This window comes from uncultured Chryseobacterium sp., assembly GCF_936933875.1.
Classification (GTDB): domain Bacteria; phylum Bacteroidota; class Bacteroidia; order Flavobacteriales; family Weeksellaceae; genus CAKZIK01.
The window spans coordinates 1-19501 of sequence record NZ_CAKZIK010000040.1; the positions used below are offsets into that span (position 1 = coordinate 1).

17 protein-coding genes are annotated in these 19501 nt (G+C 36.2%); 8 read left to right on the plus strand and 9 right to left on the minus strand.

Annotation, left to right across the window (positions count from 1 at the left end; translation table 11 throughout):
* Positions 1-701 precede the first annotated feature (701 nt).
* The 4 genes from Q0252_RS06340 to Q0252_RS06355 form a co-directional block, all read right to left on the minus strand.
* Complete coding sequence (locus Q0252_RS06340; protein WP_297984688.1) at positions 702-989, minus strand: addiction module antidote protein; 288 nt, start codon at positions 987-989, stop codon at positions 702-704.
* A 3-nt stretch (positions 990-992) separates the two neighbouring features.
* A complete protein-coding gene (locus Q0252_RS06345) occupies positions 993-1292 on the minus strand; it encodes a type II toxin-antitoxin system RelE/ParE family toxin (RefSeq protein WP_297984689.1) in 300 nt (99 codons plus the stop codon).
* Between the two features lie 291 nt (positions 1293-1583).
* On the minus strand, positions 1584-2141 hold the full coding sequence (locus Q0252_RS06350) for a DUF6705 family protein (protein WP_297984690.1): 558 nt from the start codon (positions 2139-2141) through the stop codon (positions 1584-1586).
* 17 nt (positions 2142-2158) lie between these two features.
* Positions 2159-3493: a hypothetical protein gene (locus tag Q0252_RS06355; protein ID WP_297984691.1), complete on the minus strand. Its 1335-nt coding sequence runs from the start codon at positions 3491-3493 to the stop codon at positions 2159-2161.
* A 211-nt stretch (positions 3494-3704) separates the two neighbouring features.
* Here Q0252_RS06355 and Q0252_RS06360 point away from each other — a divergent pair, with 211 nt between their 5' ends.
* The 7 genes from Q0252_RS06360 to Q0252_RS06390 all read left to right on the plus strand — a co-directional run bounded on the left by Q0252_RS06360 (position 3705) and on the right by Q0252_RS06390 (position 9325).
* Positions 3705-4796 carry a tyrosine-type recombinase/integrase gene (locus Q0252_RS06360; protein ID WP_297984692.1) on the plus strand — a complete coding sequence of 364 codons (1092 nt, stop codon included), beginning with the start codon at positions 3705-3707 and terminating at the stop codon, positions 4794-4796.
* A gap of 183 nt (positions 4797-4979) precedes the next feature.
* Entirely contained in the window at positions 4980-5309 is a 330-nt protein-coding gene (locus Q0252_RS06365) for a single-stranded DNA-binding protein (RefSeq protein WP_297984693.1), read from the plus strand.
* Positions 5310-5386: 77 nt separating this feature from the next.
* On the plus strand, positions 5387-5833 hold the full coding sequence (locus Q0252_RS06370) for an HRDC domain-containing protein (RefSeq protein ID WP_297984694.1): 447 nt from the start codon (positions 5387-5389) through the stop codon (positions 5831-5833).
* A 126-nt stretch (positions 5834-5959) separates the two neighbouring features.
* Complete coding sequence (gene hisS / locus Q0252_RS06375; RefSeq protein WP_297984695.1) at positions 5960-7309, plus strand: histidine--tRNA ligase; 1350 nt, start codon at positions 5960-5962, stop codon at positions 7307-7309.
* A gap of 12 nt (positions 7310-7321) precedes the next feature.
* Entirely contained in the window at positions 7322-7738 is a 417-nt protein-coding gene (locus Q0252_RS06380; protein ID WP_297984696.1) for an EamA family transporter, read from the plus strand.
* Positions 7739-7809: 71 nt separating this feature from the next.
* Positions 7810-8541, plus strand: a complete 732-nt coding sequence (locus Q0252_RS06385) for a DUF1835 domain-containing protein (protein WP_297984697.1) — start codon at positions 7810-7812, stop codon at positions 8539-8541.
* A complete protein-coding gene (locus Q0252_RS06390; protein WP_297984698.1) occupies positions 8525-9325 on the plus strand; it encodes a bifunctional 2-polyprenyl-6-hydroxyphenol methylase/3-demethylubiquinol 3-O-methyltransferase UbiG in 801 nt (266 codons plus the stop codon). The genes Q0252_RS06385 and Q0252_RS06390 overlap by 17 nt, the downstream gene beginning before the upstream one ends.
* A 43-nt stretch (positions 9326-9368) precedes the next feature.
* On the opposite strand, the gene Q0252_RS06395 is transcribed toward Q0252_RS06390, so the two are convergent.
* From Q0252_RS06395 to Q0252_RS06405, 3 genes are all read right to left on the minus strand, one after another.
* Positions 9369-9611: a YtxH domain-containing protein gene (locus Q0252_RS06395; RefSeq protein WP_297984699.1), complete on the minus strand. Its 243-nt coding sequence runs from the start codon at positions 9609-9611 to the stop codon at positions 9369-9371.
* A 120-nt stretch (positions 9612-9731) separates the two neighbouring features.
* Positions 9732-10574: an isoaspartyl peptidase/L-asparaginase gene (locus Q0252_RS06400; RefSeq protein WP_297984700.1), complete on the minus strand. Its 843-nt coding sequence runs from the start codon at positions 10572-10574 to the stop codon at positions 9732-9734.
* A 6-nt stretch (positions 10575-10580) separates the two neighbouring features.
* Positions 10581-11468: a cyanophycinase gene (locus Q0252_RS06405; RefSeq protein WP_297984701.1), complete on the minus strand. Its 888-nt coding sequence runs from the start codon at positions 11466-11468 to the stop codon at positions 10581-10583.
* A 198-nt stretch (positions 11469-11666) separates the two neighbouring features.
* Here Q0252_RS06405 and cphA point away from each other — a divergent pair, with 198 nt between their 5' ends.
* The gene (cphA, locus tag Q0252_RS06410; protein WP_297984702.1) at positions 11667-14288 is read left to right on the plus strand and encodes a cyanophycin synthetase; all 2622 of its coding nucleotides are present in this window, start codon (positions 11667-11669) and stop codon (positions 14286-14288) included.
* A 67-nt stretch (positions 14289-14355) separates the two neighbouring features.
* Here cphA and porV read toward each other — a convergent pair whose 3' ends face one another.
* A complete protein-coding gene (gene porV / locus Q0252_RS06415; protein WP_297984703.1) occupies positions 14356-15516 on the minus strand; it encodes a type IX secretion system outer membrane channel protein PorV in 1161 nt (386 codons plus the stop codon).
* Positions 15517-15531: 15 nt separating this feature from the next.
* Entirely contained in the window at positions 15532-19452 is a 3921-nt protein-coding gene (gene porU / locus Q0252_RS06420; RefSeq protein WP_297984704.1) for a type IX secretion system sortase PorU, read from the minus strand.
* Between the last annotated feature and the right edge of the window lie 49 nt (positions 19453-19501).

The following is a 19501-nucleotide window of genomic DNA, read 5'->3' on the forward strand; positions in this document are numbered from 1 at the left end:
TAACGCCATTCGAGTGTAACCAGTGGCACATCTCCAACTGGTCTTGGCTGTACACGCCAAATTCTTTTACATCCTCTGCATTTTGCCCTACTGCTACCCAATGGCTACGGCTTCCAATGTCTATTCCCGCAGCATTGGAATTTACCACTTCGAGTGAAATCTGCTTCTTAGTTTCCATGTCTTAATTTTTTCAATTAAACCAATAAAAACTCCAAGGATTGCACTTTGCTAAATTTGAAATTATTCTGATCGGGATATTCCGATGTAAATCGGAACTCACCATTAAAAACTAACACCGTCTGAAGTATTACTACCAAAGACTTTTGTGCAATCTTACCTGAATTGCAGACGGGTTTTTTAAACACCATTGCTTAAACCGGTCTTTTCAAGGAGCAGGTACTAAGGTAAGAAATAATGGATTTGGAATATTGAATTTTTCACGCCGACTCCTCCTCGTTAGCGGCTAAAAACAACTCCGTTTTCGAGTAGGGGAATTTCTGCTAACGGAAAAAGTATTGGCGAAGGACGGGCTACCTTGCAGACAATTTCAAAGGAAGACCGTACCTGAGCAAAATGCTTTTTCAGATTTCTAAATTACTAAAAAAAGAAATATGAAAAGCATTTTTGCGGTTACTTTAACTGAATTCTCAAAGACAATATTCACCCCGCTTTTTGCAAATACAATGTTGTACGACGTTTTTTTATGCAGTTGCTATTGGATTAATTTTGATTTGTCCGCCCACCGCTTTTAAGACTTTCATAATTGTGGAAAACTGTGGTTTAGCACCTTCCGACAGTGCCTTATACAAACTTGGTCTGCTCATTCCAGTTTCTTCTGCGATTTTAGTCATTCCTATTGCTTTTGCAATATTACCAATAGCAACAATTACTTCTGAATCGTTACCTTCTTCTAAAACTACATTAAGGTATTCAGCAATCATTTCGTTGCTGTCCAAGTAATCGGCAATATCAAATTTTGAAATATCCATTTCTTATTCTTTTATTTTATCCCAAATTTCTTTCGCTTTCGCTATATCTTTTTGTTGGCTCGATTTATCTCCACCAATTAATAAAATGATAATTTTTCCATCTGTTTCTTTGAAATAGATTCTGTAACCTTTTGCATAATTAATTCGCAATTCACTGATTCCATTTCCAACAGGTTTGCAGTCTCCAAAATGTTCTTCATTTTCCAATTTCTGAATTCGGAACAAAATTTTCGCTTTTGCTCTAATGTCTTTCAGTTTTCGTAGCCATTTGTCAAACTCATTAGTTTTTTCAATAAAGTACATTTTGTATTCATTTGGATACAAATATAGAAAAAAGTTAAATTAAATCCAATTTTTTGTTTTTATGCGAAATCTTTCTAAAATGTCGTACAACGGAAAAGGGCTTTGCGAGGTGCGGGCTACTGCAACGGGTAGTGGAGAGGAGAACCGAACGCTAGCAAAAACTTTTTCCATTTTTTAAAATTACAAAAAAACTAAAAAATGGAAAAGTTTTTTGCGGGTATTTTCTACAAATTTTCTAAGATTTCCTTCAACCCCGCATCTTGCAAAACCCATGTTGGCTGTAGTGGTTTTTTATTGTTTTAGTAAAATAATTTCTTTAGGTAAAGGCTCAGGTCTTTGTTCAGCAGGTAAACTATGATAAAAACAATCAGGCTCAATTAAATTACTACCTTCCATAAATTTCCATTCTAAACTTGTTTTGATAGAATCTAAAAATTGAATAGTTATATAACCATTTTTAAAGCATAAATCAGGGTCAGAATAGCTAAAACTATATTTGTTATCAAATTTTCTAAATTTGCCACCTTCAATTTTTGCTGCATCATCAGAAAGATTATTGTTGTCAAATAAAATATTTCCACTATTATCAACCACTTTAAATTTTGCAATCAAATAATCTCTGTAATATTTAAATACATTATCATATTTATTAGTAATTTTTTTTAATGTAATATAAATAGTTTTGTTATTCCAACTTCCTTTCCAAACACCTTCATATGTTTGAAGTTCATTGTTTGTATCTTTTAGATATGAATTTTCAGGAATTTCGGTAAAAGTTCTTAATGGAAAAGTTTGTGCTTTACAAGAAACTGCAAAAAGAACAATCATTATATAAAATATATTTTTCATAATATCAAAATTTAAAATTATTGTGGGCAATCAGTTTTTTTAACAGGATTATTTTTTCCATCATATTCCATTTTGGTTGATGAATCTTTAGTAACTTTATAAAGTTCAAGACCGTCAATGTTAACTACTTCTTTCATAAATTGAGTAAATAGTTTTTCAACATTTACTTGCGTTAATTGTCCGTCATTTAACAAATTAGTAAATTGTTTTTCATACCATTTTTCCCAATTAGAAAATGTATCAAAATTTATACCGCCAGGATGCGTTGTTTTAGAATATTTTAGTGTGTAACTACCTTCTGATGTTACAACAGTGGAATATGCATTACTGTAACTACCTGTATAATTATTTGATTGCCGTAGAAAATGATTAATGAAAGTTCTTACATCAGTTGGCGAAAATATTTTAATTACTCCATCTTTGTCATTGTGAGAATGTAAAAGACCAATTATTCCATCCAAATTGGCGGGTAAACTCAAACCTGTAGTTCCATCTTGACCATCAAGTTGTAAAAAGCTTGAACCTAAATTATTAGCTGGTGGTGATTGTCTTTCAAAAAAACCTCTTTCTCTATTCATTGATAGCACTTCATTTGTATTAAGATGCTCAAATTTTTCAGTATATTTTGTATCAACTTGACGCTCCTTTATTTTATCGCAAGGCGCTTCAGTTTCATCATCCGTAATTCTAGGTCTAGTTCCGTCATATTTATAACCATCTGGAGGATTGTAACCACCTCTCGGGTCATCGGAATAATCATTTATAAAAACATAGGTGGTTGTGCAAGTTGTAGTAGTTTTGTACATTGGAACACAATCTGTTGAAGTACTACCCGAGGAAACGCAACCTACATATAAAGTTCTAGTAGAACAAGTAGTAATACTTTGCCAATATGCTCTTCCTGTTGGATTTGAATTAGGATAAGCGGAATCTTTTAGAGGTTTCAGAGGTCTCTTTGAAAAAAGTAGGTTTTGAAAAAAATTAATTGATTCAGAATCTTCTGTATGACTAAAAAAAACCTTGTCAGTCTCTTTGTTTCTCACTACTTGCATTGTACTAACAACTTTATCATCTTTGATGATAGGAACCCTTAAGAAGCTTTCATCAAAATTACCAAAAGTCATAGCATAGTTCCAAGCAACCTCTCCAAAATCTTGATAAAATTTATCTTCATTAAAGTTTACTTCAAAAACTTTTTTCACATTCTTGATATAAACCATATCTTCTTTCCATAAAGATTTAGAAATAAGTTCTTGCTTTTGAGTTTCGTGATTTTTAAATGTTTCCTCATTTCTACAAGCAATCACAAAGATTAGAAATCCGAGAATTGCAAAAATTAGTTTTTTTCTCATAGACATTAAATTTAAAATTAATAATTTGTTTTAAAGTTTAATGTTGGTTTAGCGGCATCTCGTTTTACCATTACAGCCAACTCTCAAATATACGCAACTTTTTTATATCGACAAATATTTTTCAAAGTTGATACAAAAACTATCAAATTAATAACTAAGACGGTGTTTAGTGCCTTTTTTTATTTATCTTAGATATTTAAAATACGCAGTTATGGATATTTCTTTTACGAAGCATGTTCTCAATCCGGATATATACCATATTAGTACCGGAATTCATCGCGGAAAAAATGTATTGTGGGTGAAATTTCCTTACTCTCTACAAAATAAGAATGTCTTGAAGGAAACGGTAAATGCATTTTGGTCACGTACCCAAAAGTCTTGGTATATTCATGATGTCAAAGCAAACAGGCATAAGTTAGGCGTTGAAACTGACGTTGTAGGTAAGGAAATTTTTGCCAAAATTGCACCAGTAAATCTACCTCATTTCGAAAATTTTCAGAAAATACTTAAGCTGAAATCTTATAGCCAAAATACTGTAAGGACGTATTCTATAGAATTTGCAACCTTTCTGTCTGCAATAAAAAATCATGATGCCGGAGAAATATCTTCCGAAAAGCTTCAGTCTTATTTTCTTTATTGTCATAACGAGCTTCAGCTTTCCGATAATTACATTCATAGCCGTTTGAACAGCGTAAAGTTTTTCTACGAAAAAGTGATGCATCGCTCCAAAATGTTTCTCGATATTCCGCGTCCCAAAAAACCATTGCTTCTCCCAAAGGCTCTTAATGCAAGGGAAATAAAAAAAATTATCAACAGTACCGAAAATATAAAGCATCGCCTCATTATTAAGCTTTGCTACGGAATGGGTTTGCGTGTAAGCGAAATTGTTGCCTTAAAAGCAGAAGATATAGATTCGTCCGCCATGAAGGTGCTGATTGCTCAGGCAAAGGGTAAAAAAGACCGATACGTAAACCTTCCCTATAGTATTTTGAGCGAACTCCGCGAGTATTATAAAATTTACCGGCCTAAAAAATATCTTTTTGAAGGAAGTGGATCCGAACAATATTCAAAAAGAAGTGCGCAAAGCGTTTTCAAGACTGCCATGAAGAAAGCCGGAATTCACAAAAATGTAGGCATACATTCGCTTCGGCACAGTTACGCCACACATTTACTCGAATACGGAACCGATATTTCGCACATTCAGAAATTAATGGGACATAATAATATAAAAACCACCCTCAATTATACCAAGGTAACAGATAAAAATCTGTCCAAAATAAAATCACCATTAGATTCTCTATAATTTCCTTTTTTTTTTAAATAATTGATTTTTAGAATTAAAAACATTTACAAACGATTACAAACGAAAATAAATGTTTTTCTACCGAATAAATTTTTCCAACCGTCGAATCTTTGCAGCAGAGATTTGAGGAATCAGTGACGACAGACTCATTTCTGAATGTTTAACAATCTAAAATTTATTATCATGTCACTAAGAAACAAAGTTACCCTTATCGGTAGAACAGGAAAAGAAGTAGAAATCGTAAACTTCGAAAACGGCAAACTCGCAAAAGTAAGTTTGGCAACTTCAGATTATTACACCAACGCAATGGGCGAAAAAGTGGAAGATACGCAATGGCACAATCTCGTGTGCAACGGGAAATTGGCGGACATTATGGAAAAGTATGTCGAGAAAGGAAAAGAAATCGCAGTAGAAGGCAAAATTGTGTACCGAAACTATGATGATAAAGATGGTACCAAAAGATATATCACCGAAATTCGCGTTGAAGAGTTGGTTCTTTTGGGAGGAAAATAATTGATGGAAACTTTCTCACAGCCGCATTTTTTTGCGGTTGTGAAGAAGTTTAAAAACACATTCTAAACTCACAAATCATGAAAGTTATAATCTTTAAAATAAGAATTGATGAACAGTTCATCCATTCCGACCAAAAGTTACTGGACAATTTTTTGGATTCCAATAATATTCTCAAGTTCGAATCTGCCTTTGTAAAAAACGAAGAATATTGGTCTGTAATTTTATATTACGAGGAACTGAAAACGTTGGTAAAAGAAAGCAAACCCGAAAAATTTTCCGCCGATAACGAAACCGAATTATCTTCCGATGAAGTAAAAATTCTCGACTCATTAAAACTTTGGCGCTCCGAAAAAGCTCGGGAACAAAGTCTTCCTGTTTATTTCATCGCTACGAATAAAGAGCTGTTTTCCATTGCGAAATACAAGCCTGCAAACAAAGAAGAATTACTTGACATCAAAGGTTTCGGAAAGCATAAAATTGAAAATTACGGTGAAGAAATTATCGAAATTCTGGAAAGTATTTAAAAATTAAATCTGCATAACTTTGTCGAAGTTTGAAAATCTTTGACAAAGTTTTTTCCCTCGGAAATCCTTACTTTTGCAGTATTTACCGTTGAAACTTTTCAACGTTCAATTTTTAATTTTCAATTAATGAAGCCAAGCTTAGCAAAAGGAACCAGGGATTTTACCGCAAAAGAAGTTTCCAGAAGGAGACTCATCATCAATACACTTCAGAACAATTTTGAACTTTTCGGTTTTCAGCCTTTGGAAACCCCAAGTTTCGAAAATCTTTCAACTTTAACCGGTAAATACGGAGAAGAAGGAGACCGTTTGATTTTTAAAATCCTTAATTCCGGAGATTACGCTTCAAAAACCAAAGACGAAGACTGGAATTCTAAAAATTCGCAGAAACTGATTTCCCAGATTTCAGAAAAAGCTTTGCGTTACGACCTTACCGTTCCGTTCGCAAGATTTGTCGCGATGAATCAGGGAACCTTGACTTTTCCTTTCAAGCGATACCAAATTCAGCCGGTTTGGAGAGCAGACAGACCTCAAAAAGGACGTTTCAGAGAGTTTTATCAGTGTGACGCCGATGTTGTAGGAAGCGAAAGTTTGTGGCAGGAAGTGGAATTGGTTCAGTTATATCTAAAGTCATTTTCAGATTTAAAAATTTCTGTAACACTTCATCTGAACAACCGAAAAATTTTAACAGGTTTAGCCGAATATGCAGGAATTGCAGACCAACTGATTGATTTTACAGTTGCTTTAGATAAGTTGGATAAAATTGGAAAAGAAGGTGTTGTAAAGGAATTGTTGGAGAAAAACATCGCTCAAACTTCTATCGATAAACTGGATTTTCTTTTCAGCCAAAGTGATGATGCTATGGAAAACCTGTTGCAGTTGAAGCAAAAATTTGCCGGAAATGAAATAGGTTCGAAAGGTGTAGAAGAACTGGAATTTGTTTTGGCTAAATGTTTTCATTTAGGAATTTCAGCAGAAAATCTGAAATTCGATATCACGCTTGCAAGAGGTTTGGATTATTATACCGGAGCAATCTTCGAAGTAAAAGCGGATGGCGTTGAAATGGGTTCTATTGGTGGAGGTGGAAGATACAACAACCTTACCGAAGTTTTTGGAGTGAAAAATATTCCCGGAATTGGAATTTCATTCGGTTTGGACAGAATTTATCTCGTGATGGAAGAACTTCAGCTATTTTCCGAGGAAGATGGTACTGTAGTAAGATATCTTTTTGCCAACTATGGCGATAACGAAGCCGGAGAAGCCATGAAAATTATTGCTGAACTTCGTAGCAAAGGAATTGCAGCAGAGCTGTATCCCGAAAATGCAAAACTGAAAAAGCAGTTTACCTACGCCGAAAAGAAAGGAATTCCGAATTTAGTTTTCTACGGAGAACAGGAAATTTCGGAATCCAAAATTACCGTGAAAAATCTCGAAAGCGGCGAACAGCATACCATTGCTGTTGAGAGTTTTCTGCAATAAAAAATAAAAATCATGTGGTGGTTTTACGCACTGCTTTCAGCGTTTTTTGCTGCATTGACTGCCATTTTTGCGAAAGTGGGAGTGGAGCAGGTCAATTCTAATCTTGCAACGGCAATTCGCACCGTTGTTGTTTTGGTCATGATTTGGCTGATTGTTTTTACGCGTGGTGAAGCCAAAGCAATTTCGGAAATTTCAAACAGAAAGTGGTTTTTTCTCGCCATTTCTGGTGTTGCAACAGGTTTGTCGTGGATTTTTTATTTCAAAGCTTTGCAAATGGGCGAAGTTTCGAAAGTAGCCGGAATAGATAAGCTGAGTTTAGCTTTAACCATCATTTTTGCAGTGATTTTTCTTGGTGAAACTTTAACCTGGAAATCTGCTCTTGGAGCTGCACTCATCATTGCCGGAACGTTATTTTTAATCTTGAAATAATGAAGCGATGTCATGCTGAGGTGAAGTTTACCCTGAGCTTGTCGAAGGGAAGCATCTTTAATTTTTTTAATATGAAAACTTTTCACATTCTTAACGGCGATTGTCTCGCAGAAAGTTTTCCGAAAGAAATTGAAGGAGAAAAAATCATTTGGCGTGAAGCCCTAATTTCTGGTCCTGTTTCTGAGCATAATTTCTTTGAAAATAGAAAGGCTTTCATTAGCGAAAGTTTTGATGGAAATCCCGACGATTATCAATGGATGGTTGTTGATGAATTCAACAAAATTAAAAATATTCCTGAAGGTTCTGAAGTTTATTTTTGGTTCGAAGACGACATGTTTTGTCAGGTGAATTTTTGGTTTTTGCTTTCGAATATAAATTATGAAAACATAAAAATATTCTCAGTTTTTCCACAGTTCAAAAATGAAAAAGACCGATGGAAAGGTTTTGGAATTTCTTCTGAACAGGATTTAATGGACAGTTTTAAAAGCGCCATCGAAATTTCAAAACAGGAAATTGCTTTGGCAAATGAACTGTGGACAGCATTTTCAAATCTAGATTTAGAACAACTAAAAATTTTATCAAAAATAAAATCTATGGTTTTTCTAAAACTCAGGGAAATTGTTCATCTTTATATTGAATTTTCTGAAGGAAAACTGAATGACAAAATTTTAGATATTCAAAACAGTGAAAAGGATTTTGGCAAAATATTTCAGCAATTTTCGGAGCAGTTCGGCGAATTTGGATTTGGCGATTTGCAATTCAAACTTATTTTAAAAAACTTATACGATGGAAAACTATCTTGAAATCAACCGTAATTCGTGGAATGCGAAAGTAGAACCGCACCTGAAATCGGATTTTTATTTCGTTGATGAATTCTTGAACGGAAGAACATCTCTAAATTCAATAGAACTTAACCTTTTGGGTGATGTTTTCGGAAAGGAAATTCTTCATTTGCAGTGTCATTTCGGGCAGGATTCTATTTCTTTGGCAAGAATGGGTGCAAAAGTTACAGGGATTGATTTGTCGGATAAAGCTATTGAAGCTGCAAAAGAACTCAATGAAAAATGTGGAACCGATGCCGAGTTTTTGGTTTCCGATGTGTACGAATTGCCGAAAAATTTAAACCAAAAATTTGATATTGTTTACACGAGTTACGGCACCATTGGCTGGCTTCCGGATTTGAAAAAATGGGCGGAAGTTATACAGCATTTTCTAAAACCCGGTGGCAAATTTGTCTTTGTGGAGTTTCATCCTGTAGTTTGGATGTTTGATGATGATTTCACCCACTTGAAATATAATTATTTCAACGAAAAACCTATTGTAGAAACTTACGAAGGAACTTACGCCGATTTTTCCGCGCCACTTTCGCAAAAATATGTGATGTGGAATCATCCGACGTCTGAAGTTTTGAATAGTTTGATTCAAAATAAAATGGAAATTCTTTCTTTTGATGAATTCGACTGGTCTCCTTATCCATGTTTTCAGCATGTTGAAAAATTTGAAGAAGGGCAGTGGAGGATTCCGCAGTTTGGGAACAAAGTTCCGCACGTTTTCGCCATTACAGCGCAAAAGAAAACCGACTCGTAAATAACGAGTCGGCTTCTCAACTATATGAATTTCTTTAAATTTCTTAGTTCTGAGACAATGTGTCCTGTGCTTTGTTCTGAACTTCCTGAGCTTTGTTCTGAACCTGCGAAGCAACTTCGTTTGCTTTTGTTTTCAGGTCACTGCCTAATTTGTTAAGGTTGTCTTTTGCGTTGTTGATTTTGTCTTTTACCGCCTGTTGCTCTTCCGGAGTTGAGTTTTTGTACTTCCAATAAGCTACTGCACCAAGTCCTAATAGAGCTAATAAGCCATTCATTTTATTTTTCATAATTGCTAATTTTTAAAAAGTTTAAAATTAAATTTGGTATTTATGTTTATGTAAAATCCGTGCCAAATACAGGACACGGATTTTTAAAGTTTTGTTAAATTTTTATAGAATTTCCTTCGATTAATCAAAAATTTCGAATTTTTCACCGTCAAAACTAGCAAAAACCATGGTTGGGTAAGAATCCTGATGATAAATATTTCCTGATTTATCGATGGCGATAGCTCCAGCGAACCCGTCAATTTCTTTCAGCTCTGCAAAAGTTTTTGTAAATGAATCAGAAAGTGACATTCCGTCCGAAACACGAGTCACAATTTTGGCAGCCGTAGCATTACTTACAATGTCTTCACCAACTCCGGTGCAGCTTACAGCACAAAATTGATTGGCATAATTTCCTGCAACGGTGGCAGAATCCGAAATTCTTCCCACGAGTTCAAAACCTTTTCCGCCAGTAGAAGTTGCGGCTGCTAATTTACCGTCTTTGTCCAAAGCTACACAACCAACGGTTCCTTTTCCGCCATTCGCCAATTTTGCTTCGTATTCTTTTCTGCGTTGAGGAGTTTCAGTAGAAAAATCTTCAAAACCATGTTCTGAAGCGTATTTTTTGGCACCGTTTCCACCCAAAACGCGGTCGTCTTCTTTCATTAAAACTTTTGCAACTTCAATTGGATTTTTGACATTTTCGATATTGATGACACCTGAAAATTTTTGTGTTTCACCATTCATCAAGGAAGCACTCATCCTGATTTTTCCGTCACTTTGGATTTGAGAGCCAATTCCTGCATTAAAAAGTTCATCATCCTCCAAAAGAGAAACCGCATAAACCGTAGTTTCTTCTGCAGTATGATTCTGAAGATAATGGAAAGCTTTTTGGGCAATGTTTTTCAGGGAATTTTGTTTGGCCACTTTCACTTCATGGCTTTGGTCGCTTTCCGAGAAAAAACCGCCGTGGATAATCAGTTTCATAAATATTTAGTTGACTTTAGGAATTGGGTTATACTGAGAATTTTCGATGGTGAGTTCTTTCGTTTTCAAATCGAAATGATCGTTTACAGACATCACGTGAACAATGAGATTATCAATAGAAATCGGCTCTCCCAGATCGATGTTGGTTAAATTGGTGTCTTTAATAAATCTTCCGTCCACTAAAATTACAAGACCGGAACCAATTGCCGTCATCGACTCTTCTTTAATAAACAAACCGGTGTCTTCTCCCAAACCGATTCCCAAAGTTCTTGGATTATTCACTACAGCCTGAAAAAGTCGGCCAATTCTTCCTCTTTGAACAAAATGCGTATCAATAATGACATTTTCGATGAAACCTAAACCTTGTGTGGTTTTAATTTCGCCCTTCAAAAGTGCTTCCTGGCTGGAACCTTGGTAAATCATATTCTCGGAAGCTGCAGCAGCTCCCGCAGAAGTTCCTGCGTAAATAAAATCTGTTTCCTGATATTTTTGAAGAATCACATCATGAAATCTCGTTCCACCCAAAATTGAAGTCAAACGAAGTTGGTCTCCACCGGTAAACATTACCACATCCGCTGCGTTGGCTCTTGCGACAATTGCGTCACTATTGGCCTGTTCACGATTGGTGATTTCTAAAATGTTGACATTTTTTGCACCCAAAAATTCGAATGCTTTTTTGTATTCCGGACCTACAATTTGAGGAATTTGTGAAGCCGTTGCAATAACTTCGATAACAGAATCCTCTTTCAGTCGGGATTCGTTGATGATTTTTCTTAAAATTCCTCTTTCAAAAAAGTTGAGGTTTTTTTCTACGTTTTGGTCATAATCGGTTTCAGAAAAGCTGCCTTTGTTTACGGCACCACCGATAATCATTAATTTTCCTACAGGTCTCATACGCCACAAATTTAAAAAAATAATTTTTTGTAAAGCTTTACTTTTCAGCTAAAAGTGTTTTTGAAGATATTATGTTAAATTTTCTTTATGGGTACAGAAACGTTTTATTTTTTATGAAATATTTTAGAATATTAAGCTTTTCCACTATCTTTGATATTCATTCGCAAAAATCTCGCACAGAAACAGCACATTTTAACTATGAAAATTGAAAAGATACAGGTTTTAAGAGGCCCAAATATTTGGAGCATCAGAAGAAAGAAATTAATCCAGATGCGTTTGGATTTGGAAGAGGTAGAACATATGCCGACGAATAAAATTGAGGGTTTCCGTGAACGTTTGGAGAAACTTATACCGTCTTTAATTACACACCGCTGTTCTGAAGGCGTTGAAGGTGGATTTTTCCAGCGTGTGGAAATGGGAACCTGGATGGGACATGTTATTGAACATATTGCCCTTGAAATACAGACTTTAGCAGGAATGGATACCGGTTTCGGAAGAACGAGAGAAACCAAAACGCCGGGAGTTTACAATGTAGTTTTCAGTTATTTGGAAGAAAATTCCGGAGTTTATGCAGCTGAAGAATCTGTGGCGATTGCACAGGCTTTAATCGACGGAACTGATTATGATATTGAACACTGTATCAAAACATTAAAAGAAACCCGTGAAAGAGAAAGATTAGGCCCTTCAACAGGAAGTATTGTGGAAGAAGCGGTGGCCAGAAATATTCCGTGGATTCGTTTGGGAAGAAATTCTTTAGTGCAGTTAGGTTACGGTGTAAATCAGCAACGTTTTCAGGCTACAATTACCGGGAAAACAAGTTCGATTGCCGTAGATATCGCTTGTAATAAAGAATTCACCAAAAAAATGTTGGATGATGCCGCAATTCCGGTTCCGGTTGGAGGTTTGGTGGTAGATGAAGAAGATTTGGAAGCAACCATCAGAAAAATTGGTTATCCTATTGTTTTGAAACCTTTAGACGGAAATCACGGACGTGGACAAACCATTAATGTTAGCGATTGGGAAACTGCAAAAATCGGTTTGGAACACGCACAAAATGTTTCAAGAAAAGTAATTGTTGAAAAATATATTACAGGTTACGATTTCAGGGTTTTGGTGATTAATCATAAACTGATTGCTGCGGCGAGAAGAGTTCCGGCGCATGTTGTTGGTGACGGTGAAATGACGATTCAACATTTAATTGATAAAGAAAATACCGACCCGAGAAGAGGGTACGGACACGAAAATGTGTTGACGGAAATTAATGTGGACAAAGACACTAACGAACTTCTTGATAAATTGGGATATACATTAGAAACTGTTCCACAAAAAGGCGAAATCGTCTATCTCAAATCTACCGCAAATCTATCTACAGGTGGAACTTCCATTGATGTTACCGATATGGTTCATCCCGAAAATGTTACGATGTGCGAAAGAATTTCGAAAATTATTGGCCTTGATGTTTGCGGAATTGATATTATGGCAGAAAATCTTACGCAGCCATTAAAGGAAAGCGGTGGAGCAATTCTTGAAGTAAACGCAGCTCCAGGTTTCAGGATGCACCTTGCTCCAAGTGAAGGTTTGCCAAGAAACGTTGCGGCTCCTGTTGTGGATATGCTGTATCCTCCGGGAAAACCTTTCAGAATTCCAATTATCGCGGTAACCGGAACTAACGGAAAAACAACAACAACAAGATTAATTTCCCATATCGTAAAAAGCAACGGTTATCGAGTTGGTTTCACGACTTCTGATGGAATTTACATTCAAAATACCATGTTATCGAAAGGTGATACAACGGGACCAATTTCTGCTGAATTTGTTTTGAAAGACCCAACCGTAGAATTTGCCGTTCTGGAAACTGCAAGAGGTGGAATTCTGCGTTCGGGATTAGGTTTCAGTTCTTGTGATATTGGGGTTTTAACGAATATAAAGGAAGACCATTTGGGAATAAGCGACATTCATAACCTCAAAGATTTAACGAGGGTAAAAAGAGTAGTGTTGGATTCTGTGAAGAAAGACGGTTGGAGTGTTTTGAATGCCGATGACGAATATTCTATGCGTTTAGTGAACGATCTGGATTCAAAAGTTGCCTTATTCAGTTTGGATGAAAATAATCCTCATATTAAAAAATTTGCGAAGGAAGGAAAAATTACCTGCGTTTACGAAGAAGGTTTTGTAACAATTAAAAAAGGCGATTGGAAAATACGTATCGCAAAAGCGGTCAATATTCCAATTACAATGGAAGGAAAGGCTAAATTTATGATTGCCAATGTTTTGGCGGCGAGTTTAGCGACTTATCTCTATGGTTTTGAAATTGAGGATATTGCGAATTCACTCAGAACATTTATCCCGAGTGCACAGCTAACTCCGGGACGTTTGAATGTTTTCAAATTCAAAAACTTTAAAGTTATGATTGATTTCGCACATAATCCTGCCGGTTATGAGGCGATTGAAGATTATCTGAAAAACGTGGAGGCCACCAAGAAAATCGGAATTATCTCCGGAGTTGGAGACCGTCGTGATGAAGACATCAAAGAATGCGGAAAAATTGCCGGAAGAATGTTCGATTACATTATTATTCGAAATGAAAAACATTTGCGCGGAAGAACTGAAGATGAAATAAACGGATTGATTATCGCCGGAATTCAGGAAGCGGGAAGAAATGTGAGTTACGAAAGCATCCCCAAAGAAATTGAAGCGCTAAAACATGCAATGAGTATGGCAGAAGAAGGAACTTTCATTACCGCTTTAAGTGATGTTATCAATAACGCAATTGATGTGGTGCAGGAATATCAGGCAAAGGAATTGCAGGAAGGATTGTAATTACTTTCCAACAAAATAAAAAGGCTGCCTCGTTGTGGAGACAGCCTTTTTCTATATCAAATTAAATTTAGTAATCTGCGTTGGAAGAATCTTCACCGATATTCCAAGTTAAACCAAATCTCAACGTATTATCCAAAGCGGAATTTACTTTTGAGGTATTAATTAAGTAAGAAGCATCCAAACCGAAAGACTGGTATTTAAAACCAACACCAACGGTTGCATACTGTCTTCCTCCCTGTTCAGCACTTTCGTGGAAATAACCACCTCTTACTGCAAAAGCATTATCGTAAGAATATTCCATAGCACCGCTCAACATGATACTTTTTGGGTTGTTAAAAGATTTCCCGATTCCACTCATTACTCCAACATTTGGTACATCGTAAATTGGATCTCCGTCTGTATCGTATCCCACAATTTCAGGACCCGGAACCAATAGTTTTGAAGCTTCAACAGAAACGCCAACTTTATTCAAATCATCAATATACAAATCGTAACCTGCGCCTAATCTTGCCATTGTTGGAAGATAAGATCTGGATTCTTCATCACCTGTATAATCCAATCTTGGACCTAAATTCTGTACAGCCCAACCTGCTTTTACCTGACCTTCGTAATCTCCAAAACTTTGTGCTCTTTCCGACTGGAAATAACCAGAAACATCTACAGCAAATGAATTAGCAGGCTTCAAAGTATTATCAGAGTTGAACCCACCCGATAAATCTGAACGAATAAAACGTCCTGTAACCGCCATGGAATAATAGTCTGAAAGTTTCAAACCATAAGCAACGTCGATGGAGAATTCGTTTGGCTTTGCAATACCGTCACTTACCACTTCAGAACCTGAAATTCTTGTAAGATCAACTTCTCCCATGTTGAAGTAGTAAATACTCGCAGAAATGGTAGAACGTTCTTCCTGTCCTAAAAACTGATGGTAAGTACCGTACAATAGGAAAACATCATTGGTTAGTTTACTCATGTAGGGCGTATAGTTTACACCTGCAGCAGCTGTGGTTTTGCTAAAAGGATATTTTGCAGCATTCCAAAACTGTGAAAAAGCATCTGAAGAAGTGGCAACACCTTGGTCTCCCATACCTCCGGCTCTTGCATCCGGAGAAATTCTTAAGAACGGAGCTCCTGTGAGAACAGGACGGATATCACCCAAATTTTGCGCGGAAACCGAAACGGCAATTCCCAGTGTTAAACCCAAAAATAGTTTTTTCTTAATATTCATTTAGTTTAAATTTTTTTATTTTAATATCACCATTTTTTCTACTGCAGTAGCGCCTCCTTTACATTTATCCTGGTTTTGGCTTCTTGCATACACTTTAAAAACGTAGGTTCCTTTTCCTACTAAATCCCCAAAATCATCTCTACCGTCCCATTCAATAGCCTGTCTTGCAGTTCGGAATCCTTGTAAGAAAGGCTCGGAAGTTACAGGGGTAGAGAATGTTCTTACCAGTTTTCCGGTGATCGTATAGATCTGCACATTTACATCCAAAATATCATCACAGTTATGCTCGAACTGTATGTATGTTTTATCCGTAAAAGGATTTGGCCAATTTAGTAATTTATTCAGAATCAGTTTTTCCTGGCTTTCATCTTTTACTACAAAGTTTAACGTAGCAGTTGTAGAATTATTGTTGATGTCCCAAACTTTAAATACCAACTGATGTTCACCCGGAGCTAAATTACGGAAAGGGTAGGTTACATTTCCTTTCTGATAGTCTTTCAGCGAAACATTTACACAGCCGTTTCCTTCACCTGAAGCGTAGAAATCATTCAAAACAACAGTATTGATAATCTGTCCGTCCAAAATTACAGTTATATCATGCCCAATTCCGGAACCGGTGGAATTAATTCCGGTATCATCCGTTACGCAAGCCAAAAGCATTGGGTTTTGATCCGTAATTCCGCCGTCTGCGAAATTGGTATTGTTCATGTAAAGATTTACTTTCGGAGGCGTATTATCATTAATTCCGTTGGGATTAATTCCTCCTATCGACTGTGCTTGGTTTTGATACACATCGAATGCCGCAGATTTTGCAGTTTCAAAGTTATCGGCGTAGGCTAAAATTCTTCCGTTCCCGATTTCATAATTAATGTCTTTCGGAACATAAAATTCCACTGTATATTTTCCGTTAACAGCTTTTCCTGAAGATTTTACAATTGGGCTTCCTTCTTCGGTGTATTGAAGAACTGGATTTAATTTTCCGTCTTTGTCGTTATTGAGGGTTGTTTTGTTCAGTCTTTTATCGAAAATATTAATTCCAACTCTCCCGTTAAAGGTATCATCCAATGTTCCGTCTGCTTTATTTACCTGGCCGGAAATTTTAACAAAATCCAAAGCTCTAAGCTGTCCCGAAATGGGAGAATCAATATTATCAATGGTAAGCTGTTGTTTTGGTCGGCTCAGTTTCATGGCAGGATCACCGAGGAAATTAACTTTGAAGTGATTGGAGTCGTTGTAAGTTGAGTAGGCATATTTTGCCAACAAATGTGCGTCACCCAAAGGACGGAAATCGTTATTTACCAACTCGAAAATCTTTGTGGTAAAAGTTTTAGTGAAAGATTCTCCATAACTTACTGCAACGGCTCTGGATGAAGTAATCATTGTTGCAGCACCTCCGGTTTTAAGCTTAATCAATTCTTCTCCGGCAGATTTTACTTCCGGATCATCCCAAAGCGTAAATTCGCAGGTAATGGTTGAAACGAATGGAAATCTGCTGTACACCGCAGTATAATTATTGAAGTTTTGAATCTCTTCCAGTGTTAAAACTCTTTCCTGAGCCCAACCTGTAATTCCGCCATGTCCGAAATAGAAAAGATACATGCTGTTTCCAACATCATTAGAAATAGCCTGGTTCACCATAGGATATCTTTGCCCTCCCGAAGAAATTTCAGCAGGAAAAGCATCCAAATACAATTTTCTTACGTTGTACTCATTTCGAACTGTACCCGTTTCAAAGTTAGAAACAATAGATGCATTCATTGTATTATGGAATGGTACCACATTATCGGCATCATCATCTACCACAAAATCAAGTTTCATTCTCCACTCACCAAAAGGAGAGGATTGGTTTGGAAGATCATTATAATAAGCCAAAGTTTTATCAATAAGTAGCTTGGCTTCAGTAATATTAGACGCAGGTAATCTTCCCACCGGTAAATCAGGAAGATTGTTTCTGAGGTTTGGATCGGTTTGAGGTGCCGTCATCACAAAATAATCATCTGTAATGAAGGTGTTGATGAAGTTATTGCTCTCTTCGCTGATATAACTTGGTACAATATTGTCGTTTGTATTTGTTTTATCCTTCAAATCGTAGCTGGAATCACCAAGTATGAAAAGATATTTTAAACCTCCTTTATTATTGTTGAGGTCCGATGCAAAATCTCTGATGGCGGTAATGTCTTTACTTCCGCTGCTGTATTCGTTGTAAATTTTTTCAACATCTACAACGGCAGTTTGATATCCGTTTTTGTTTTGATGATGGTCTGCCAAACGTTTTGCATTGCCCATCATGGCATTGTCGGTTACAATTAGATAATCTATATTCTGCAACGAAGCCAAGTCCTGATTTTCAATTTTTGCTACAAAACTTGGGGAAAATGCTGCACTGTTTTTAAAGGCTACAAATTCATTATAAAACTCTTGAGAATCTGCTACATAAGCAAAATTAAACGTTGAGGTATTTCCTGATTTATTGGTTTTTCTGGTAACGTTTGTAATATCCGAAACTTCCCAAACCTGTTCTGCAGCAGCGCTGTTCGACATCGAAAATCCGTAGCTGTTTCCTGAACCTTCATTGATTCCGTAGGAACGGAAATTCATTTGCGCATCATTGTACTTCAAATCTTCTTTATAAATCACTTCAGCATAATCAAACCAAAAACTTCCGTTAGGATTGGCTGTGATGTCGGGAATCATATTGATACTCACAGAATTCCCGGAAAGATTACTCACATAACCGGAAAAATAATTGAGCTTGGTGTAAATATTAAGGTCATTTGCCAAAGTAAAAGCTGTTTCATTTTTGCCGTTGATATTGAATGTCAGCTTATTTTTTTGAGATTTATAGGCCACTGCGGAAGCACGATAATAAATAGTATCATTTGGCTGAATGGGTGATTTTGTGGTGAAGGTGGTCTTCTTTTCTGAAGTGAAAGAATCTGCCACCCAAACACGACCAACTTTTAAAAGGTTGGTTTTGTCTTCATCCACAAACTGATAATCATCATATCTTGTTATTAAAGAAGCCGGAAGTGCATCGTTGTCTGTCTGGACTCTTTTTCCGGGACCTAAATCAAAATTGATGAAATAATAGGCGTAATCCTCGTAAATATTCTGGAAGTGAAAACTTTGGTCGTATCTCGTATCATACCTTCTGTTTTGGCTCACTACATAATTTTGATAGACATTGAAACCGTTTGGACCCTGTGCGTAGAAAAGTGCATAATCATCATCGTTCCAAACACCGTCATCTTCTCCAACAACCTGAATTGCATTTTCCTGAAGCGCACTGTATTTCAAATCCTGATTATATTCCGGAAGTGCTAAACCTCCGTTTCCATAAACTCTAAAATTTTTAGGATTGAGGCCGGTAACATTAATTCCGTTATCAGTAAGAAATTTTTTGGTGATTTTAAATACACCGCTTTTATCAACTTTTATTTTATAAAAAGTGCCCGATTTTAGAGGATTTTCTGTTGTTCCGGTTTTCGCAACAGCCGCTCTTGCTGTTGTTCTTGCAGTGCTTGCTGAAGTAATTTCGAAAGAAGAAAGTCGGTAGACAGTGCCTTTATCAAAACGGAATGCTGCAACTTTAGCATTATAATATACGTTTTGATCTTCCGGATTTTTAAAATAGGAAATACCTAATTTTTCTGAGGTCGGTAAAGAAAGTAATTCAATAGAATAGAGATCCTTTGCGTTTACTTTTTCCCAAACGAGATTGATAATTTGGTATCTGTTTCCTTTCGAAAGGTTTCGGATATTGATATAAACATTGTTATTACCGGCTTCGTAACCACTGTTGGAAAATTTTGGGAAAGTCAGTTTTTCGGATCCGTAATCCATCACTTCGGTTCCGTTCCATTGCAGCGTATATTTCTGTGCAAAAAAGGAGAGTGAAATCAGGGTTAAAAACAAGGAAATAAAGTTTCTCATCATATATTATTATGGCGCTACAAAATAAACGAAAAAAATAAAAAATTAATAT